Source organism: Acidovorax sp. 1608163, from assembly GCF_003669015.1.
In the GTDB taxonomy this organism is placed as follows: Bacteria; Pseudomonadota; Gammaproteobacteria; order Burkholderiales; family Burkholderiaceae_C; genus Acidovorax.
Map to the genome: position 1 here is coordinate 4355157 of NZ_CP033069.1, position 16638 is coordinate 4371794.

Genomic DNA, 16638 nt, shown 5'->3' on the forward strand with positions numbered 1-16638 from the left:
AAGCGCGGCCCTTGGGCGGCGCCTCAGAATGTCCCCAGGCTGACAGCCCTCACCTTCTAGGAACCTGCAATGTTGACCACGTTCCCGCAACTGCTGCTCAAGCACGCCGCCGAGCGCCCCACAGCACCGGCGCTGCGTGAAAAGGAATACGGCATCTGGCAGACCCACAGCTGGGCAGACCTGGCCCGGCTGGTGGAGACTGTGGCTGCGGGGCTGCGCCAAGCCGGGTTGCAACGCCACGAGCACATGGTGGTGATTGGCGCCAACCGCCCCCGCCTGTACGCCACCATGCTGGCCGCCCAGTCGCTGGGCGCCATCCCCGTACCGCTGTACCAGGACGCCGTGGCGGCCGAATGCATCTACCCACTCAACAACGCCGAGGTGCGGTTTTGCCTGGTGGAAGACCAGGAGCAGGTCGACAAGATGCTGGAGATCCGCGAGCAATGCCCGCAGATCACCCGCATCTTCTATGACGACCCACGGGGCCTTCGCAACTACAACGAGCAAGGCCTGGACTCGCTGGATGCGCTGATCGAATCGGGCACCGCCTTTGTGGCGCAAAACCCAGGCTGGTTCCAGGCCGAAGTGGCGCAGGCCCGCCCCGACGATGTGGCTGCCATGTTCTTCACCTCAGGCACCACCGGCAACCCCAAGGGCGTGGTGCACACCCACAGCACGCTGCTGGACCGCGCCAGCGCGGGCGCCGAGTTCGACAAGCTCACCAGCAACGAGGAAGTGCTGGCCTACCTGCCGCCCGCCTGGATCGGGCAGAACATCTTCAGCTATGCCCAGTGGCTGGCCTGCGGCTACGTGGTCAACTGCCCCGAGTCGGCCAGCACGGTGACCATCGATCTGAAGGAAGTCGGCCCCACGTACTACTTTGCGCCACCGCGCATCTTTGAAGGTCTGCTCACCAGCGTGATGATCCGCATGGAAGACGCAGGCGCCCTCAAGCGCAAGATGTTCGAGGCCTGCATGGCTGTGGCCAAACGCGTGGGCCCAGCCCAGATGGACGGCGAGCCGGTGGGCACACTGGACCGCATCAAATACGCGCTGGGCAACCTGCTGGTGTACGGCCCGCTGCGCAACAACCTGGGCTTCAGCCGCGTGCGCGTGGCCTACACGGCGGGCGAGGCCATTGGCCCCGACCTGTTCACCTTCTACCGCTCCATTGGCATCAACCTCAAGCAGCTGTACGGCTCCACCGAGACCGCCGTCTTTGTCTGTCTGCAGCCCGACAACCAGGCGCGCGCCGACACGGTGGGCGTGCCGATTCGCGGTGTGGAAATCAAGGTGGCCGACAACGGCGAGATCCTGGTCAAGTCGGCCGGGTTACTCAAGGAGTACTACAAGAACCCGGCCGCCACGGCCGAAGTGCTGACGGCCGACGGCTGGTACCACACCAGTGATGCGGGCTTTCTGGACGCCCACGGCCACCTCAAGATCATTGACCGCGTGAAAGACGTGGGCCGCATCCAGGGTGGCTCCAACGACGGTGCCATGTTTGCGCCCAAGTACGTGGAGAACAAGCTCAAGTTCTTCCCGCACATCAAGGAAGTGGTAGCCCTGGGCGACAAGCGCGAGAAGGTCTGCGTGATGGTCAACATCGACTTCGACGCCGTGGGCAACTGGGCCGAGCGCCGCAACCTGCCCTACGCTGGCTACACCGACCTGGCCCAAAAACCCGAGGTGTACGAACTGATCCGCGAGTGCATCGAGAAAGTCAACGCCGACCTGGCCACCGATGCCCTGCTGGCGGGCAGCCAGGTGAGCCGCTTCCTGGTGCTGCACAAGGAGCTGGACGCCGACGACGGCGAACTCACCCGCACCAACAAGGTCCGCCGGGGCTTCATTGCCGAGAAATACGGCGTGCTGGTGGATGCGCTGTACGCAGGCCGCACCGAGCAGTACATCGAGACCCAGGTGAAGTTTGAAGACGGCCGCACAGGCAGCGTGAGCGCCACGCTCAAGCTGTCGGACACCAAGACCTTTGCACCTGTGAAGAGTGCCGCATGAAGCCCGCGCTCTACCCGCTGGAGAAGCCCCCCACCATGACCACCAAGAAGATCGGCGACGTCATCCTCGACGTCAAGAACATCAGCCTCCGGTTTGGCGGCGTGAAGGCGCTCACCGACATCTCCTTCAATGTCAAGGAGCATGAGATCCGCGCCATCATCGGCCCCAACGGCGCGGGCAAGAGCTCCATGCTCAACTGCATCAACGGCGTGTACACGCCATCCGAGGGCTCCATCACCTTCCGGGGCAAGACGTTTGACCACATGAATTCGCGCCAGGTGGCCGAGATGGGCGTGGCGCGCACGTTCCAGAACCTGGCGCTGTTCAAGGGCATGAGCGTGATTGACAACATCATGACCGGCCGCAACCTCAAGATCAAAAGCAACCTGCTGATGCAGGCGCTGCGCATCGGCCCGGCCGAGCGCGAGGAAATCCGCCACCGCGAATACGTCGAGCACATCATCGACTTCCTGGAAATCCAGGCCTACCGCAAGACACCCGTGGGCCAGCTGCCCTACGGCCTGCAAAAGCGCGTGGACCTGGGCCGCGCCCTGGCCATGGAGCCGCAGGTGCTGCTGCTGGACGAGCCCATGGCTGGCATGAACGTGGAAGAAAAGCAGGACATGTGCCGCTTCATCCTGGACGTGAACGACGAGTTCGGCACCACCATCGTGCTGATCGAGCACGACATGGGCGTGGTGATGGACATCAGCGACCGCGTGGTGGTGCTGGACTACGGCAAGAAGATCGGCGACGGCAGCCCCGACGAAGTGCGCAGCAACGAAGACGTGATCAGTGCCTATCTCGGCACCTCGCACTGATCAGGAGAAGACAACATGGCATTCTTTCTCGAAACACTGATCGGCGGCCTCATGGCCGGCATGCTGTATTCGCTGGTGGCGCTGGGCTTTGTGCTGATCTACAAGGCCTCGGGCGTGTTCAACTTTGCGCAGGGCGCCATGGTGCTGTTTGCAGCCCTGGCCATGGCGCGCTTTGCCGAGTGGATTCCGAAGTGGACCGGCATCGACAACCCCATCGTGGCCAACCTGGCCGCCTTCGTGATTGCGGGCGCCATCATGTTCGTGGTGGCCTGGCTGATTGAAAAGCTGGTGCTGCGCCACCTGGTGAACCAGGAAGGAGCCACGCTGCTGATGGCCACGCTGGGCATCACCTACTTCCTCGAAGGGCTAGGCCAGACGCTGTTTGGCAGCGACATCTACAAGATCGACGTGGGCATGCCCAAGGAGCCGATCTTTGCGCTGGAGTCCATGTTCCAGGGCGGCATCCTGATCAACAAGGAAGATGTGATTGCCGCCGCCATTGCCGCCGCGCTGGTGGCCCTGCTGTCGGTGTTCTTCCAAAAGACCTCCACCGGCCGCGCCCTGCGCGCCGTGGCCGACGACCACCAGGCCGCCCAGTCCATTGGCATCCCGCTCAACCGCATCTGGGTGATCGTGTGGTGCGTGGCCGGTGTCGTGGCCCTGGTGGCCGGGATGATCTGGGGCAGCAAGCTGGGTGTGCAGTTCTCGCTCACCACGGTGGCCCTGCGGGCGCTGCCAGTGGTGATCCTGGGTGGCCTCACTTCGGTGCCCGGCGCCATCATCGGCGGGCTGATCATCGGCGTGGGCGAGAAGCTGTCGGAGGTGTACCTGGGCCCGTTCGTGGGCGGGGGCATCGAGATCTGGTTTGCGTATGTGCTGGCGCTGGTGTTTCTCTTGTTCAGACCGCAAGGTTTGTTCGGAGAGAAGATCATTGACCGCGTGTAAGCCATAACAACAAGAACCCAGGAGACACACCATGCTCTACCGCGAAAACGGCCAGTTCAAGACCAGCTACCGCTCCGACCAGCAGATTTTCCCCATCGCGCAGGACCGCATTGCCATCGGGCTCATCCTGGCGGTGGCCTTTCTGGTGGTGCCTGCATTTGCCAGCGACTACATCTTCCGCGCCATCCTGATCCCCTTCGTCATCATGGCGCTGGCGGCCCTGGGGGTGAACATTCTGGTGGGCTACTGCGGGCAGATCTCGCTGGGCTCGGGCGCCTTCATGGCCGTGGGGGCCTACGGGGCGTACAACTTCTTTGTGCGCTTTCCAGGCATGCCGCTGATCCCGGCGCTGATCCTGGGCGGGCTGTGCGCCACGTTCTTCGGCATCCTGTTCGGGCTGCCCAGCCTGCGCGTGAAGGGCTTGTACCTGGCCGTGGCGACGCTGGCGGCACAGTTCTTCAGCGACTGGATGTTCCTGCGCATCAAGTGGTTCACCAACAACTCCGACTCTGGCTCGGTGTCGGTCAACGGCCTGCAGGTGCTTGGCATGCCGATTGAAAGCGCCACCAGCAAATACCTCTTTTGCCTGGCCATTTTGGTGGTGGTGGCCCTGCTGGCCAAGAACCTGGTGCGCGGCGCGATTGGCCGCGAGTGGATGGCGATTCGCGACATGGACGTGGCCGCCGCAGTGATCGGCATCCGCCCCATGTACGCCAAGCTCAGCGCGTTTGCCGTGAGCTCCTTCATCGTGGGCATGGCCGGTGCGCTGTGGGCCTTTGTGCACCTGGGCGCGTGGGAGCCTGCGGCCTTCTCGGTCGAAATCTCGTTCCGCCTCTTGTTCATGGTGATCATCGGCGGACTGGGCTCGGTGATGGGCGCGTTCTTTGGCGCCGCCTTCATCGTGGTGCTGCCCATCGTGCTCAACCAGTTCCTGCCCGCGCTCGTGGGTCTGTTCGGTATCGAGATTTCCACGGCAGGCGTCTCGCACGCCGAGCTGATGATTTTTGGCGCACTGATCGTGTGGTTCCTGATCGTGGAGCCGCATGGCCTGGCCAAGCTGTGGTCCACCGCCAAGCAAAAACTCCGCCTCTGGCCCTTCCCCCATTGATCCACTGCCAGTTTTCCCCGTGCTTCAACACATTCATCCAAAGGAGACATCCATGAAGCTTTCCAAAATCGTGATTGCCGCAGCGGTGGTTGCCGCTGGAGCGTCCTCGCTGGCGACCAGCGCGATGGCGCAAGCGAAGGAGCAGTTCTTCCCGCTGCTGTCGTACCGCACGGGGCCGTACGCACCCAACGGTGTGCCATGGGCCAATGGCAAGCAGGACTACATCAAGATGATCAACGCCCGCGATGGCGGCATCAACGGTGTGAAGCTCACGTTTGAAGAATGCGAAACCGGCTACGCCACCGACCGGGGCGTGGAGTGCTACGAGCGCCTCAAGGGCAAGCCCGGCGTGTCGCTGTTCGACCCGCAGGCCACCGGCATCACGTTTGCGCTGACCGAGAAAGCGCCCGTGGACAAGATCCCGCTGATGACGCTGGGCTATGGCCTGTCGGTGGCGCAGGACGGGCAGGCGTTCAAGTGGAACTTCCCCTTCATGGGCAGCTACTGGACGGGCGCCGACATCCTGATCCAGCACCTGGGCAAGGCCAATGGCGGGCTGGACAAGCTCAAGGGCAAGAAGATTGCCTTGGTCTACCACGACAGTCCGTTTGGCAAAGAGCCCATCCCGGTGCTGCAAGAGCGCGCCAAGATGCACGGCTTTGAGCTGCAGATGCTGCCCGTGACGGCCCCCGGTGTGGAGCAAAAAGCCACCTGGCTGCAGGTGCGCCAAAGCCGCCCCGACTACGTGCTGCTGTGGGGCTGGGGCGTGATGAACTCCACCGCTCTGAAGGAAGCCCAGGCCACGGGCTACCCCCGAGACAAGATGTATGGCGTGTGGTGGGCCGGTGCCGAGCCCGATGTGCGCGACGTGGGCGAAGGCGCCAAGGGCTACAACGCGCTGGCGCTGAACGGCTACGGCCAGCAAAGCAAGGTGATCCAGGACATCCTGAAGCACGTGCACGACAAGGGCCAGGGCACAGGGCCCAAGGACGAAGTGGGATCGGTGCTGTACACGCGCGGCGTGATCATCCAGATGCTGGCAGTGGAGTCGGTGCGCCGCGCGCAAGAGCGCTTTGGCAAGGGCAAGGTCATGACCGGCGAGCAAGTGCGCTGGGGCATGGAAAACCTGGCGCTGGACCAGAAGAAGCTGGACGCCCTGGGCTTCAACGATGTGATGCGCCCCCTGTCCACCAGCTGCGCCGACCACATGGGCTCGACCTGGTCGCGCGTGCACACCTGGGACGGCAAGAAGTGGAACTTCTCGTCCGACTGGTACCAGGCGGACGAGCAGATCCTCAAGCCCATGGTGAAGGCCGGTGCGGACAAGTACCTGGGCGACAAGAAGATGACGCGGCGGGACCCTGCTGATTGCAGTAGCTAAGTGCATCCCCCTGAGCGGCTTTGCCGCTTCCCCCTTCTCTCGAATCGCTGCGCGATTCGGGAAGGGGGACACCACCGGTGCGGCGGGGCGGCGCGGCCGGCGTAGGCCCTTGCGCGGTGGCCCTGATATTTCAGGCTGCGACCGTCTCAACGGCTGATGACGAAGCGGCAGCATTCCCCGGCAGCCGCCAATCGAAAGGATTGCGATGTACCGCAGCCCTTTCGATTGGCACAGCGAAGGCAACACCATGGACTCTAAAAACATTGTTCTCAACGTCAACGGCATCGAAGTCATTTACAACCATGTGATCCTGGTGCTCAAGGGCGTCTCGTTGCAGGTGCAGGAGGGCTCGATCGTGGCCATTCTGGGGGGCAACGGGGCGGGCAAGACGACCACGCTGCGGGCTATCTCCAACCTGCTCAAGGGTGAGCGCGGCGAGGTGACCAAGGGCAGCATTGAGCTGCGCGGCGAGCGCATTGAAAACCTCTCGCCTGCCGACCTCGTCAAGCGCGGCGTGGTGCAGGTGATGGAGGGGCGGCATTGCTTTGCCCACTTGACGATCGAAGAGAACCTGATGACGGGCAGCTACACCCGCACCAGCAAGGGCGAGATCGAGGCCAATCTGGAGAAGGTCTACAACTACTTTCCGCGCCTCAAAACACGCCGCACCTCGCAGGCGGCCTACACCTCGGGGGGTGAGCAGCAGATGTGCGCCATTGGCCGCGCGCTGATGGCCAACCCCAGCATGGTGCTGCTGGACGAGCCCTCCATGGGCCTGGCACCGCAGATCGTGGAAGAGGTGTTCAACATCGTGAAGGACCTGAACACCAAGGAGAAGGTCACCTTCTTGCTGGCCGAGCAGAACACCAACATGGCGCTGAAGTACGCGGACTACGGCTACATCATGGAAAGCGGCCGCGTGGTGATGGACGGCGCCGCCAGCGACCTGGCCAGCAACGAGGACGTGAAGGAGTTTTACCTGGGCGTGGGCGGCGGCGAGCGCAAGAGTTTCAAGGATGTCAAAAGCTACAAGCGGCGCAAGCGCTGGCTGGCTTGACGAGCCCCCTGCGGCGCTGCGCGCCTTCCCCCTCAGGGGGACGCACCCGGTGGCCTGGCAAAGCCAGTTCCACGGGTGCGCTGGCGGTGGCCGCGCCAGGGTTCAAGGCTGCGCCTTTTATCGATCTCAGTTCAAAACGTTTTCACTCTCAATTTGATAGCTTCTTGCGATGGATAGATAAGCGCAAGAGGCCTTTTTGATTCAAACCTACCCAAAGGAACCCAGGCATGAGCACGTTTTATGACGCCTTGGAAACCCGCAGCCCTGCGGAGCGTGAAGCGGCGCTGATGGCGGCGCTGCCTCAGCAGGTGGCGCATGCGCAGCAGGCATCGACTGCGTTTGCCAGCATTCTGGCGGGGGTGGATGCAGCCTCGGTCACCAGCCGCGCGGCGCTGGCGCAGTTGCCTGTCACGCGCAAGTACGAGCTGCTGGAGCGCCAGCAGGCGGGCCGGGCCAGCAACGTGTTTGGCGGCTTCAGCGCGCTGGGTTTTGGGCCGGGCATGACGCGCGTGTTTGCCAGCCCCGGCACCATCTACGAGCCCGAGGGCACGCGGCCCGACTACTGGCGCATGGCGCGGGCCATTTACGCGGCGGGCTTTCGGCGCGGTGAGCTGATCCACAACAGCTTCAGCTACCACTTCGTGCCTGCGGGCTCGATGATGGAGACCGGCGCGCATGCGCTGGGCTGCACCGTGTTCCCCGGCGGCACGGGCCAGACCGAGCAGCAGGTACAAGCCATGGCCGAGCTGCAGCCTGCGGGCTACATCGGCACGCCCAGCTTCCTCAAGATCATTGTCGAGAAGGCCGCCGAGATGGGCGTGGCCCTGCCCACGGTGACCAAGGCGCTGGTGTCGGGCGAGGCCTTTCCGCCCTCGCTGCGCGACTGGTTTGCCGAGCGCGGCATTACGGGCTACCAGTGCTACGCCACGGCCGACCTGGGCTTGATTGCCTACGAGACCAGTGCGCGCGAAGGCCTGGTGCTGGACGAAGGCGTGATCGTCGAGATCGTGCGCCCTGGCACTGGCGACCCCGTGCCCGAGGGCGAGGTGGGCGAGCTGGTCATCACCACGCTCAACCCCGACTACCCCCTGATCCGCTTTGGCACGGGCGACCTGTCGGCCGTGCTGCCCGGCACCTGCCCCACAGGCCGCACCGGCAAGCGCATCAAGGGCTGGATGGGCCGGGCCGACCAGACCACCAAGGTGCGCGGCATGTTTGTGCACCCGGGGCAGGTGGCGCAGATCGCCAAGCGTTTTCCGCAAGTGTTGCGAGCGCGCCTCGTGGTCAGCGGTGAGATGGCCAACGACCAGATGGTGCTGCAGGTCGAGACCACCGAGACCGCCGAGGGCCTGGCCCACCAGCTCTCGGACGCCATCCGCGAGGTCACCAAGCTACGCGGCGAGGTGCAGATGGTGCCGCCTGGCACGCTGCCCAACGACGGCCGGGTGATCGAAGATGCGCGCAGCTACCGCTGACAGCGCGGCAAACGGGATGGCGTGAGACCACCCAGAGCGCCAGCACACCCCTTGCGCGGGCCGTGCGGGTGCTGTTGATTTGTCACAAAAACAAGGCAATCTGCACCCCTGACGGAAGGGCTTTGCACGCCCCACAGCGTCAGGGTTAACCCTTGCATTTGCTATCAAATAGATAGCTTTCAGCGCTCTATATATCAGACCTGCAGCTTGTTTTGATTTAAAACACCACAGCGCACAGGCTACGGACAACCCGTATTACCCTGCGAAAACGCCATCGCTATCATGGCCCCGTCAATCAAAGGAGCATCCATGAAAAATCTGCTGAAACTCTCGCTGGCCGCCGCCGCAGTGGTCACCGCCTTCGGCGTACAAGCGCAAGAGTTCCCGTCCAAAGACAAGACGATCACGCTGGTGGTTCCTTACGCAGCGGGCGGCCCCACCGACCGCGTGGCCCGCGACCTGGCCGAAGCCCTGCGCAAGCCCCTGGGTGTGAGCGTGGTGGTGGACAACACGGCCGGTGCTGGCAGCACCATCGGTACCGCCAAGGCGGCCCGCGCCACCCCCGATGGCTACACACTGCTGCTCAACCACATCAGCATGTCCACCATGCCCACGATGTACCGCAAGCTGTCGTTCAACGTGGCCAACGATTTTGAGTACCTGGGCATCGTCAACGACGTACCCATGACGCTGATCGCCAAGCCCAGCATGGCCGCCAACAACTACAAGGAGCTGTCGGCCTGGATCAACCAGAACAAGGGCAAGATCAACCTGGGCAATGCGGGCCAGGGCTCGGCATCGCACCTGTGCGGCCTGATGTTCCAAAGCGCGCTGCAGGTGGACATGACCCCTGTGCCCTACAAGGGCACCGCCCCCGCCATCACCGACCTGATCGGCGGCCAGATCGACCTGCTGTGCGACCAGACCACCAACACCACGTCGCAGATCGAAGGCAAGAAGGTCAAGGCCTACGCCGTGACCACCACCAAGCGCCTCACCACGCCAGCCCTCAAAGACCTGCCCACACTGGCCGAGTCGGGTGTGAAGGACTTCAACGTGACGATCTGGCACGGCGTGTACGCGCCCAAGGGCACCCCTGCCGACGTGCTCAAGAAGCTCAACGAAGCCATCAAGGTCGCCCTGAAGGACCCTGAGTTCATCAAGAAGCAAGAAGGCCTGGGCGCCGTGGTGGCCACCGACAAGCGCATCGAGCCTGCCGAGCACAAGAAGTTTGTGCAGTCCGAGATCGACAAGTGGGGCGCCGTCATCAAGGCCGCGGGCACTTACGCCGACTGATCCCTGCCGCTGGCGGCAACGCCAGTGCAGCACAAGCCACCGCGCCTTCCGGGCCCGGTGGCTTTTTTATCGCTGCGATCCCACTGTTCGGGTAATCCCATCTGCCCTTTGCGCACGCACCCGCGTAGAACACAAGCATGCAGGTCACGGCACCTGCAATGTCTATCGATTCGAAAAGGAATGGCCCCATGACATCGCTGCACCGCGTCCACCCCCCGCCCGCTCCAGTGCACAAATCCAGGCCCGCAGCCAGGCACGCAGCCGCCGCAAGGCCGTGGCCCTCGCGCTCACCCTGACGGCCATGGGCGCCTTGGCGCTGACCGCTGCAGCCTCTTTGCTGGCACCAGGCAAGGCACACGCGCAGACGGCACCCGCAACCGCTGGCTGGCCAACCAAGCCCGTGCGCATCATCGTGCCCTTTGCCCCCGGTGGCACCACCGACATCCTGGCGCGCGCCATGGCGCCTGAGCTGGGCCGCGCCTTCGGGCAGCCCTTCATTGTGGAAAACCGTGCTGGTGCGGGCGGCAACGTGGGCGCCGAGGCCGTGGCCAAGTCTGCCAACGACGGCTACACCCTGCTCATGGGCACGGTGGGCACGCACGGCATCAACCGCGCGCTGTACGCCAAGCTACCCTACGACCCCATCAAGGACTTTGTGCCCATCACCCTGGTGGCCGCCGTGCCCAACGTGATGGTGATGAACCCCGACAAGGCCAAAGCCCTGGGTGTCGCCAACGTGCAGGATTTCATCAAGGCCGCCAAGGCCAACCCGGGCAAACTGAACATGGCGTCCAGCGGCAACGGCACCTCCATCCACCTGGCGGGCGAGCTGTTCAAGAGCATGACCGGCACCTACATGCTGCACCTGCCCTACCGCGGATCGGGCCCGGCGCTGATGGACATGGTGGCGGGCAACGCCGATGTGATGTTTGACAACCTGCCTTCGTCCATGGCGCAGATCAAGGCTGGCAAGCTGGTGGCCCTGGCCGTGACGAGCAGCCAGCGCTCTGCCGCGCTGCCCGACGTGCCCACGGTGGAGCAGGCTGGCGGCCCGGCCCTCAAGGGCTACGAGGCCAGCTCCTGGTTCGGCCTGCTGGCCCCAGCGGGCACCGCCCCGGACATCGTCAACCGCATCCAGCAAGAGGTCGCCAAGTCACTGGCCAGCCCGGCGGTGAAAGAGCGGCTCACCGCCCAAGGCGCCATCCCGGGCGGCAACACCCCGGCCGAGTTTGCGCGCCACATTGAGCAAGAACACAAGAAATGGGCGGGGGTGGTGAAGGTGTCAGGGGCCAAGGTGGATTGAGAGCGCACGGTCGCACATGGCAGTGGCCATACAGCGCGCCCCTGCAGTGCGCCCTACCGCGGCGCCTGGCTTGCGCTACACACCCCAGACCACATCGCAGTCTTCTTGCAGGCTGCGGCGCAAAAGATCGATGAAGGGCGCCGCCCGTTGACGCAAGCGCACCGTGTCGCGGGGCTCGTCTTCCGGCGCGTTCGGGTCCGCCTCTGCGGCCTGTTGCGCAGCCTCGCGCAGGCGGGCTTCGTCTGCGGCCACGGCAGCCTCCAGGGCAGCCAGCGCGGCGGGGATTTGCGCGGCAGTCACGATGCCGGTGGACGCTGGCGCTTTGCCAATGATTTGCAGAATCTGCCGCCCCTGGGGTTCCAGCAAGATCAGGTCGGCGGCAGCGCGGGATTTGAATTTGTAGAGCATGGCAAAGCACTCCAGGGCTAAGTTTGGGCGGCAGGGCAATCAAAGCCCAAGCCTAACCGCCTTCTTGCCAGTGCATGTCAGCGCATGCCGACAGATGCCAGGCAGGCCGGAGAATGGACTGCCTGCATCAATTTGAATAAAAAAGGCTGCTAGCGCTTATTCTCAAAGCGCTAGCAGCTATGTTTTTAATAGCGCTACATCTGCCGCTGACGACTGCCAGGGGTCCATGCAGCGCGCAGCCGGGGCGCCACATTGCGCTGCCACAGGCCCAGCACCAGGGGCCCATACAAAATGCACACCAGCGCCCCGGCAATCAGCGGCAGCGCGGCAAACACCCAGCCGGTGAGCAGCTCGCCCCCCAGCGCCACGCCCACCAGCAGGGCCACGGCAGGGTTCACGAATGAGTAGCTGCCCGCCAGCGCGGCCGAGGCGTTTTGCAGCAGCCACAGGTAGGCGTTCAGCGCAATCAGCGTGCCAAACACCAGCAAATACACCCAAGCGGCCCACGACTTGGCAGTGACGTCGGCCAACCGGCCCACAGGCTCCACCCAGGCAGCCACCACCAGGCTGAGGGCACCACCCACAAGCCACTGCGCGGCAGAGGCCATGGCGGGCGCCGGCAGCGTGAGCTTGCGCGACGCGTACGAGCCCACGCTCCAGCACAGCGGTGCACCAAACGCCAGCAAGGCGCCCTGCCAGGTGGCCGAGAAGTCGCCCTCCAGCGCCAGCAGCAGCGCGCCCACCACGCCTAGCGCCAGCCCCACCCAACTGGTCAACGGCACGCGCTCGCCGCCCCAGCGCGTCCACAGCGCCAGCCACATGGGCATGGTGGTGACCACCGTGGCCATCAGGCCCGAGCCAATGCCCAGCTTTTGCGCAAAACCAATGCAGTTCATCGCAAAAAACACCATGAGCGCGCCCACCAGCGCGGCATTGCGCCACTGCACGGCCGTGGGCAGGGCATGCCCCTGCCACAACGCCACCAGCAACATCACACCACCCGCGCACAAAAAGCGGATGGCGTTCATCCACAGGGGCGGCATGCTTTGCAGCGCAATGCCAATGGCGAAATACGTGGTGCCCCACACCACATACACCAGCAACAAGGCCAGCACCAGCGCCCCAGAGCGCCCCAGCCCCCACTTGGGCGCTTGCACATTGAAAAATGTCGGCATATTCTTCACCTGACCGAATAATTTATGGAAAACCAGCGGTTTCAGGAATTTTTACCGAATCACAGCCCTTATGCAAGCAAATATTCAGACAGACGACATGGACGCCAGAATTATTTCGGCGCTTGGTGAAGATGGCCGTCGTTCTTATGCCGATGTCGGGGCCGAGGTCGGGCTGTCTACGGCGGCCGTGCACGAACGGGTCAAGAAGCTGCTGGACAAGGGCGTGATCCGCCGCTTTTCCATCAGCGTGGACCCCGACCGCGTGGGGCTGAGCTTCACCGCCTTTGTGGCGATCCGCAACGACGGCGGCATCCACTGCCGCGAAGTGGCCCCGCGCCTGCGCGCCATGCCCGAGGTGCAAGAGCTGCACAGCGTGGCGGGCGAATACGACTTTCTGGCCAAGATCCGCACCACCCACGCCCGCGCCCTGGAAGACGTCATCTACCAGATCAAGGCCATTGAGGGCGTGGCCCGCACCACCAGCACCGTGGTGCTGAGCACCGCCTTTGAAGACCGGCCTCTGGACTTGGGCAAGCGGCTGCCCGGCAAGGCCCCGGCGCAGACCGGCACATGACCGCACCCCGCTACACCCTGGCCTGGGCGCCCCAGCCCGGCACGCTGGGCTGGCTGGCGGGCAGCCACTGGCTGGGCCGCTGCGCCGCGCAATTGCGCCCCCTGCCCCAGCTCGACATTGCTGAAGTGCCGCCCGAGGTGCTGCACCTGCTCACGGCCAGCCCCCGCCAATGGGGCTGGCGCGCCGCCTGGGCGCCCAGCTTTGCCCTGGCCGAGGGCACGGACTGGCTCACCCTGCAAGCCACCGTGCACCGGCTGGCCACCCAGTGGCAGCCCATGGCCCTGCCCCCGCTGCAGGTGGTGCGCCACGCAGGCGCGCTGGCCTTGGCCCCCGCGCCAGGCCACCGCACCCATGCGGCCCTGAATGCCTGGGCCGCCCAATGCCAGCAAGCCCTGCAGGCGATTGCTGCGCCGCAGCCGGACGGTGCGGCAGCGCCTGAAGCGCCCTGGACCTTTCACCTGCCACTGACCGGCCCGCTGCACCTGGTGCAGCCGCCGCTGCAGGACGTCGTGGAAGACGTGGCCCAGCAGTTCTTTGCCGACCTGCCGCCGCAACACATCGACAGCCTGGCGCTGTTTTCACAAAAACACCCGCAAGACGACTTCGTGCTGCTGGACCACTTTGAGCTGGCCAACGCGCCCATCCCCACTCCTACTCCGTTATGAGCGTCACCTTTTTTCACAACCCCAAGTGCAGCACCTCGCGCAACGCCCTGGCCCTGGTCCGCGAGCGCGGCGTAGAGCCCACGGTGGTGGACTACCTCAAGCACCCACCCAGCCGCGCCACGCTGCAAGCCCTGGTCGCCAGCAGCGGCCAAGGCGCGCTGTACCTGGTGCGCACCAAAGAGCCGCTGTTCAAAGAGCTGCTCCTGGACGCCCCTGGTGTCACAGACGACCAGTTGCTGGACGCCCTGGCCGCGCACCCCGTGCTGCTCAACCGCCCCGTGGCCAGCAGCCCCCGTGGCACGCGCGTGGGGCGGCCTATTGAGGCGGTGTTGGAGATTTTGTAAAAGCGCTGAACCGCCTCAGGTCCGCGTCACGCGCCAGGCCAGGCGGGCGGCCCCAGCGGCCCAAGCACCCGCGCCACCAAGGCGTCCACGCCATCGTCGTGCACAAAGCCCGCCGCCTGGGCATGCGGTGTGTGCAGCAGGGGCTGGCGACCAAACACTGCCTCGATGCGCGGGTCGGGTGCGTAGCCAATCCAGTCCTGCGCGCTGCAGCCCAGGGCGTGCGCCGCCGCCTCCACCACCTGGGCCACCGAGGCATGCAGCACCGGCGGCTGCCAGCAACGGGCAGGCGTCATCGCCTCCATGGGCATGCGCGCGGCATGCAGCAAGTTGTCCAGACAACGCTCCAGCGACATCCACCAGGCCGTGGCCTGGGACGAGACCGGGCAGGTGTAGGCCTGCCGCCCATGCAAGGCATGAAAGATCTGGCTCATGAAGGCTGAGCCATGGCCCGTCTCGGCCGGGGGGCGAGCCACCACACCGGGCAGGCGCAGGCTGCAGGCATCCAGCTCAGCACGGCGGCTGTAGTCGGCCAGCAGCAGCTCGGTCGTCCATTTGTGGGTGCCGTAGCTCAGTGTGGGCTGCGGCACTTGCGCCTCGTTCATGGGGTGCATCCCCAAGGCCCCATACACCGCCACCGAGCTGGCGAACACCACGCGCGGCGCGGGGGCCTTGCCCGCCCGCACGGGCTGGGCCAGCCCTTCCAGCAAGGCCACGGTATCGAGCAGATTGGCCTGCACCCCCAACGCGGGCTCGCGCTCGGCCAGCGCCCCCGGCACACTGGCAAGGTGGAACACAACGCCCGGCGGATCATCGCGCAGGGCTTGCAGCAAGGCGGGGTCTGCAAAGCTGCCCAGGTGCCAGCGCAGGCTGGCCTGCGCTGGTGCCGAAGGCACCGTGTGCGAGGCGGGCGCTGACGCAGCAGCACGATCGACCAACGTGAGCCGTAGCGGGCCTGCTTGCCCCAGACTCTGCGGGTGCGCACGCAGGCGCTGCACCAGCGCAGCCCCGACAAAGCCCCCCGCCCCCGTGATGACCACGTGCTGCATCAGCGCCCCTCTGCAACGTCAGCACCAGCCGCCACCACGCGCTGGTGCACTGCGCCAAACGGGCCTTCACGCCCGTCGGGCCACCGGGCCTGCATGCGCACGGCGTCACCGTAGCGCATGAAGGGCGTTTTGGCGGCGCCCTCGTCCAGGATCTCAATCACGCGCCGCTCGGCCAGGCAGGCAGAGCCCGCATCGCGCGAATGGTTGGACACGGTGCCTGAGCCAACGATGGTGCCCGCCGTCAACCGCCGCGTGCGGGCTGCGTGTGCAATCAGTTGCCCAAAGCCAAAGTTCATTTCACCGCCATGGGGGTGGCCAAACCATTGGCCGTTGGACTCCACATGCAGACGCAAATGGACCCGCCCACCCTGCCAAGCATCGCCCAGCTCATCGGGCGTCACGGCCAGTGGGGCAAAGCTGGTGGAAGGCTTGGCCTGCAAGAAGCCAAAACCCGTTTTCATCTCGTGCGGGCCCAGCGCACGCAGGCTCCAGTCGTTGATCTGCACGATCAGCCGCACGCTGGCCAAGGCGGCCTCTGGCGTCACGCCCATCGGCACAGGCCCGCAGACGACGCCGAACTCGCCTTCGAAGTCGATGCCATCGGCCTCGCTGGGCATGGGTACATCGTCGCAGGGCCCCAGAAAGTCGTCGCTCGCGCCCTGGTACATGACCGGGATGGTGTCGAAATGCGGGATGGGCGGGGTGTTGAACGCACGCTCCATCAACCGCCCATGGTTGAGAAAGGCCGAGGCATCCAGCCACTGCGGGCTGCGCGGCAAAGGAGCGCTACACAAGGCGGGATCGAAAGGGAACGCCCCAGGCGCTGTGCCGGTCTCCAGCGCTGCGGCCAGCACGCGCAGGGCCGGCTCCAACGCATCCCACTGCTGCAAGGCAGCCACCAGGCTGGGGGCCAAGGGCGCAACGTCCACAGCGCGCTGGCTGCAGGACGACACGAGCACCAAGCGGCCATCCAGCGTACCGTTCTTCAGGGTTGCAAATCGCATCAAAGACTCCGTTTCACACC

At 64.9% G+C, this 16638-nt stretch carries 16 protein-coding genes; 12 read left to right on the plus strand and 4 right to left on the minus strand.

Features of this window, described 5'->3' with window-relative positions; translation table 11 throughout:
- Nucleotides 1-69: 69 nt before the first annotated feature.
- The 9 genes from EAG14_RS19375 (at nucleotide 70) to EAG14_RS19415 (ending at nucleotide 11402) form a co-directional block, all read left to right on the plus strand.
- Nucleotides 70-2016 (plus strand): long-chain fatty acid--CoA ligase, encoded by a 1947-nt coding sequence (locus EAG14_RS19375; RefSeq protein WP_121729852.1) that lies wholly within the window; start codon nucleotides 70-72, stop codon nucleotides 2014-2016.
- A 35-nt stretch (nucleotides 2017-2051) separates the two neighbouring features.
- On the plus strand, nucleotides 2052-2837 hold the full coding sequence (locus tag EAG14_RS19380) for an ABC transporter ATP-binding protein (protein ID WP_056060064.1): 786 nt from the start codon (nucleotides 2052-2054) through the stop codon (nucleotides 2835-2837).
- A 15-nt stretch (nucleotides 2838-2852) separates the two neighbouring features.
- Nucleotides 2853-3782 carry a branched-chain amino acid ABC transporter permease gene (locus tag EAG14_RS19385; RefSeq protein ID WP_099742888.1) on the plus strand — a complete coding sequence of 310 codons (930 nt, stop codon included), beginning with the start codon at nucleotides 2853-2855 and terminating at the stop codon, nucleotides 3780-3782.
- A 31-nt stretch (nucleotides 3783-3813) separates the two neighbouring features.
- Nucleotides 3814-4890, plus strand: coding sequence for a branched-chain amino acid ABC transporter permease (locus EAG14_RS19390; protein ID WP_121729853.1), 1077 nt, complete (start codon nucleotides 3814-3816; stop codon nucleotides 4888-4890).
- Between the two features lie 52 nt (nucleotides 4891-4942).
- A complete protein-coding gene (locus EAG14_RS19395) occupies nucleotides 4943-6271 on the plus strand; it encodes an ABC transporter substrate-binding protein (RefSeq protein ID WP_099657696.1) in 1329 nt (442 codons plus the stop codon).
- Nucleotides 6272-6518: 247 nt separating this feature from the next.
- Complete coding sequence (locus tag EAG14_RS19400; protein WP_099743737.1) at nucleotides 6519-7328, plus strand: ABC transporter ATP-binding protein; 810 nt, start codon at nucleotides 6519-6521, stop codon at nucleotides 7326-7328.
- A gap of 227 nt (nucleotides 7329-7555) precedes the next feature.
- On the plus strand, nucleotides 7556-8803 hold the full coding sequence (locus tag EAG14_RS19405) for a phenylacetate--CoA ligase family protein (protein ID WP_121729854.1): 1248 nt from the start codon (nucleotides 7556-7558) through the stop codon (nucleotides 8801-8803).
- Nucleotides 8804-9112: 309 nt separating this feature from the next.
- Nucleotides 9113-10099: a tripartite tricarboxylate transporter substrate-binding protein gene (locus EAG14_RS19410; protein ID WP_099657694.1), complete on the plus strand. Its 987-nt coding sequence runs from the start codon at nucleotides 9113-9115 to the stop codon at nucleotides 10097-10099.
- Nucleotides 10100-10400: 301 nt separating this feature from the next.
- Complete coding sequence (locus EAG14_RS19415; protein WP_371414427.1) at nucleotides 10401-11402, plus strand: Bug family tripartite tricarboxylate transporter substrate binding protein; 1002 nt, start codon at nucleotides 10401-10403, stop codon at nucleotides 11400-11402.
- 75 nt (nucleotides 11403-11477) lie between these two features.
- Here the strand turns inward: EAG14_RS19415 and EAG14_RS19420 are convergent, their stop codons facing one another.
- Both EAG14_RS19420 and EAG14_RS19425 read right to left on the minus strand, forming a co-directional pair.
- A complete protein-coding gene (locus tag EAG14_RS19420; protein WP_121729855.1) occupies nucleotides 11478-11810 on the minus strand; it encodes a DUF1840 domain-containing protein in 333 nt (110 codons plus the stop codon).
- Between the two features lie 194 nt (nucleotides 11811-12004).
- Nucleotides 12005-12985: an EamA family transporter gene (locus EAG14_RS19425; RefSeq protein WP_121729856.1), complete on the minus strand. Its 981-nt coding sequence runs from the start codon at nucleotides 12983-12985 to the stop codon at nucleotides 12005-12007.
- A gap of 97 nt (nucleotides 12986-13082) precedes the next feature.
- Between EAG14_RS19425 and EAG14_RS19430 the strand changes: the two genes are divergently transcribed.
- From EAG14_RS19430 to arsC, 3 genes are read left to right on the plus strand one after another with little or no spacing between them, the layout of a single operon-like run.
- A complete protein-coding gene (locus EAG14_RS19430; RefSeq protein WP_099658974.1) occupies nucleotides 13083-13559 on the plus strand; it encodes an Lrp/AsnC family transcriptional regulator in 477 nt (158 codons plus the stop codon).
- Nucleotides 13556-14224: a DUF1045 domain-containing protein gene (locus EAG14_RS19435; RefSeq protein ID WP_121729857.1), complete on the plus strand. Its 669-nt coding sequence runs from the start codon at nucleotides 13556-13558 to the stop codon at nucleotides 14222-14224. The genes EAG14_RS19430 and EAG14_RS19435 overlap by 4 nt, the downstream gene beginning before the upstream one ends.
- Nucleotides 14221-14568 carry an arsenate reductase (glutaredoxin) gene (gene arsC / locus EAG14_RS19440; protein WP_121729858.1) on the plus strand — a complete coding sequence of 116 codons (348 nt, stop codon included), beginning with the start codon at nucleotides 14221-14223 and terminating at the stop codon, nucleotides 14566-14568. Before EAG14_RS19435 ends, arsC begins: the two co-directional genes overlap by 4 nt.
- Before the next feature lie 26 nt (nucleotides 14569-14594).
- Here arsC and EAG14_RS19445 read toward each other — a convergent pair whose 3' ends face one another.
- Nucleotides 14595-15614 (minus strand): NAD-dependent epimerase/dehydratase family protein, encoded by a 1020-nt coding sequence (locus EAG14_RS19445; RefSeq protein ID WP_121729859.1) that lies wholly within the window; start codon nucleotides 15612-15614, stop codon nucleotides 14595-14597.
- Entirely contained in the window at nucleotides 15614-16618 is a 1005-nt protein-coding gene (locus EAG14_RS19450) for a fumarylacetoacetate hydrolase family protein (protein ID WP_121729860.1), read from the minus strand. The genes EAG14_RS19445 and EAG14_RS19450 overlap by 1 nt, the downstream gene beginning before the upstream one ends.
- Nucleotides 16619-16638: the final 20 nt, after the last annotated feature.

Excerpts from the sequence above, each read along its gene's own strand:
- EAG14_RS19385 (WP_099742888.1), top strand. The coding sequence starts at position 2,853 with ATGGCATTCTTTCTCGAAACACTGATCGGCGGCCTCATGGCCGGCATG.
- EAG14_RS19400 (WP_099743737.1), top strand. The coding sequence starts at position 6,519 with ATGGACTCTAAAAACATTGTTCTCAACGTCAACGGCATCGAAGTCATT.
- EAG14_RS19375 (WP_121729852.1), top strand. The coding sequence starts at position 70 with ATGTTGACCACGTTCCCGCAACTGCTGCTCAAGCACGCCGCCGAGCGC.
- EAG14_RS19445 (WP_121729859.1), bottom strand. The coding sequence starts at position 15,614 with ATGCAGCACGTGGTCATCACGGGGGCGGGGGGCTTTGTCGGGGCTGCG.
- EAG14_RS19425 (WP_121729856.1), bottom strand. The coding sequence starts at position 12,985 with ATGCCGACATTTTTCAATGTGCAAGCGCCCAAGTGGGGGCTGGGGCGC.
- EAG14_RS19430 (WP_099658974.1), top strand. The coding sequence starts at position 13,083 with ATGGACGCCAGAATTATTTCGGCGCTTGGTGAAGATGGCCGTCGTTCT.
- EAG14_RS19450 (WP_121729860.1), bottom strand. The coding sequence starts at position 16,618 with ATGCGATTTGCAACCCTGAAGAACGGTACGCTGGATGGCCGCTTGGTG.
- EAG14_RS19415 (WP_371414427.1), top strand. The coding sequence starts at position 10,401 with ATGGGCGCCTTGGCGCTGACCGCTGCAGCCTCTTTGCTGGCACCAGGC.
- arsC (WP_121729858.1), top strand. The coding sequence starts at position 14,221 with ATGAGCGTCACCTTTTTTCACAACCCCAAGTGCAGCACCTCGCGCAAC.
- EAG14_RS19380 (WP_056060064.1), top strand. The coding sequence starts at position 2,052 with ATGACCACCAAGAAGATCGGCGACGTCATCCTCGACGTCAAGAACATC.
- EAG14_RS19395 (WP_099657696.1), top strand. The coding sequence starts at position 4,943 with ATGAAGCTTTCCAAAATCGTGATTGCCGCAGCGGTGGTTGCCGCTGGA.
- EAG14_RS19420 (WP_121729855.1), bottom strand. The coding sequence starts at position 11,810 with ATGCTCTACAAATTCAAATCCCGCGCTGCCGCCGACCTGATCTTGCTG.
- EAG14_RS19405 (WP_121729854.1), top strand. The coding sequence starts at position 7,556 with ATGAGCACGTTTTATGACGCCTTGGAAACCCGCAGCCCTGCGGAGCGT.
- EAG14_RS19410 (WP_099657694.1), top strand. The coding sequence starts at position 9,113 with ATGAAAAATCTGCTGAAACTCTCGCTGGCCGCCGCCGCAGTGGTCACC.
- EAG14_RS19435 (WP_121729857.1), top strand. The coding sequence starts at position 13,556 with ATGACCGCACCCCGCTACACCCTGGCCTGGGCGCCCCAGCCCGGCACG.
- EAG14_RS19390 (WP_121729853.1), top strand. The coding sequence starts at position 3,814 with ATGCTCTACCGCGAAAACGGCCAGTTCAAGACCAGCTACCGCTCCGAC.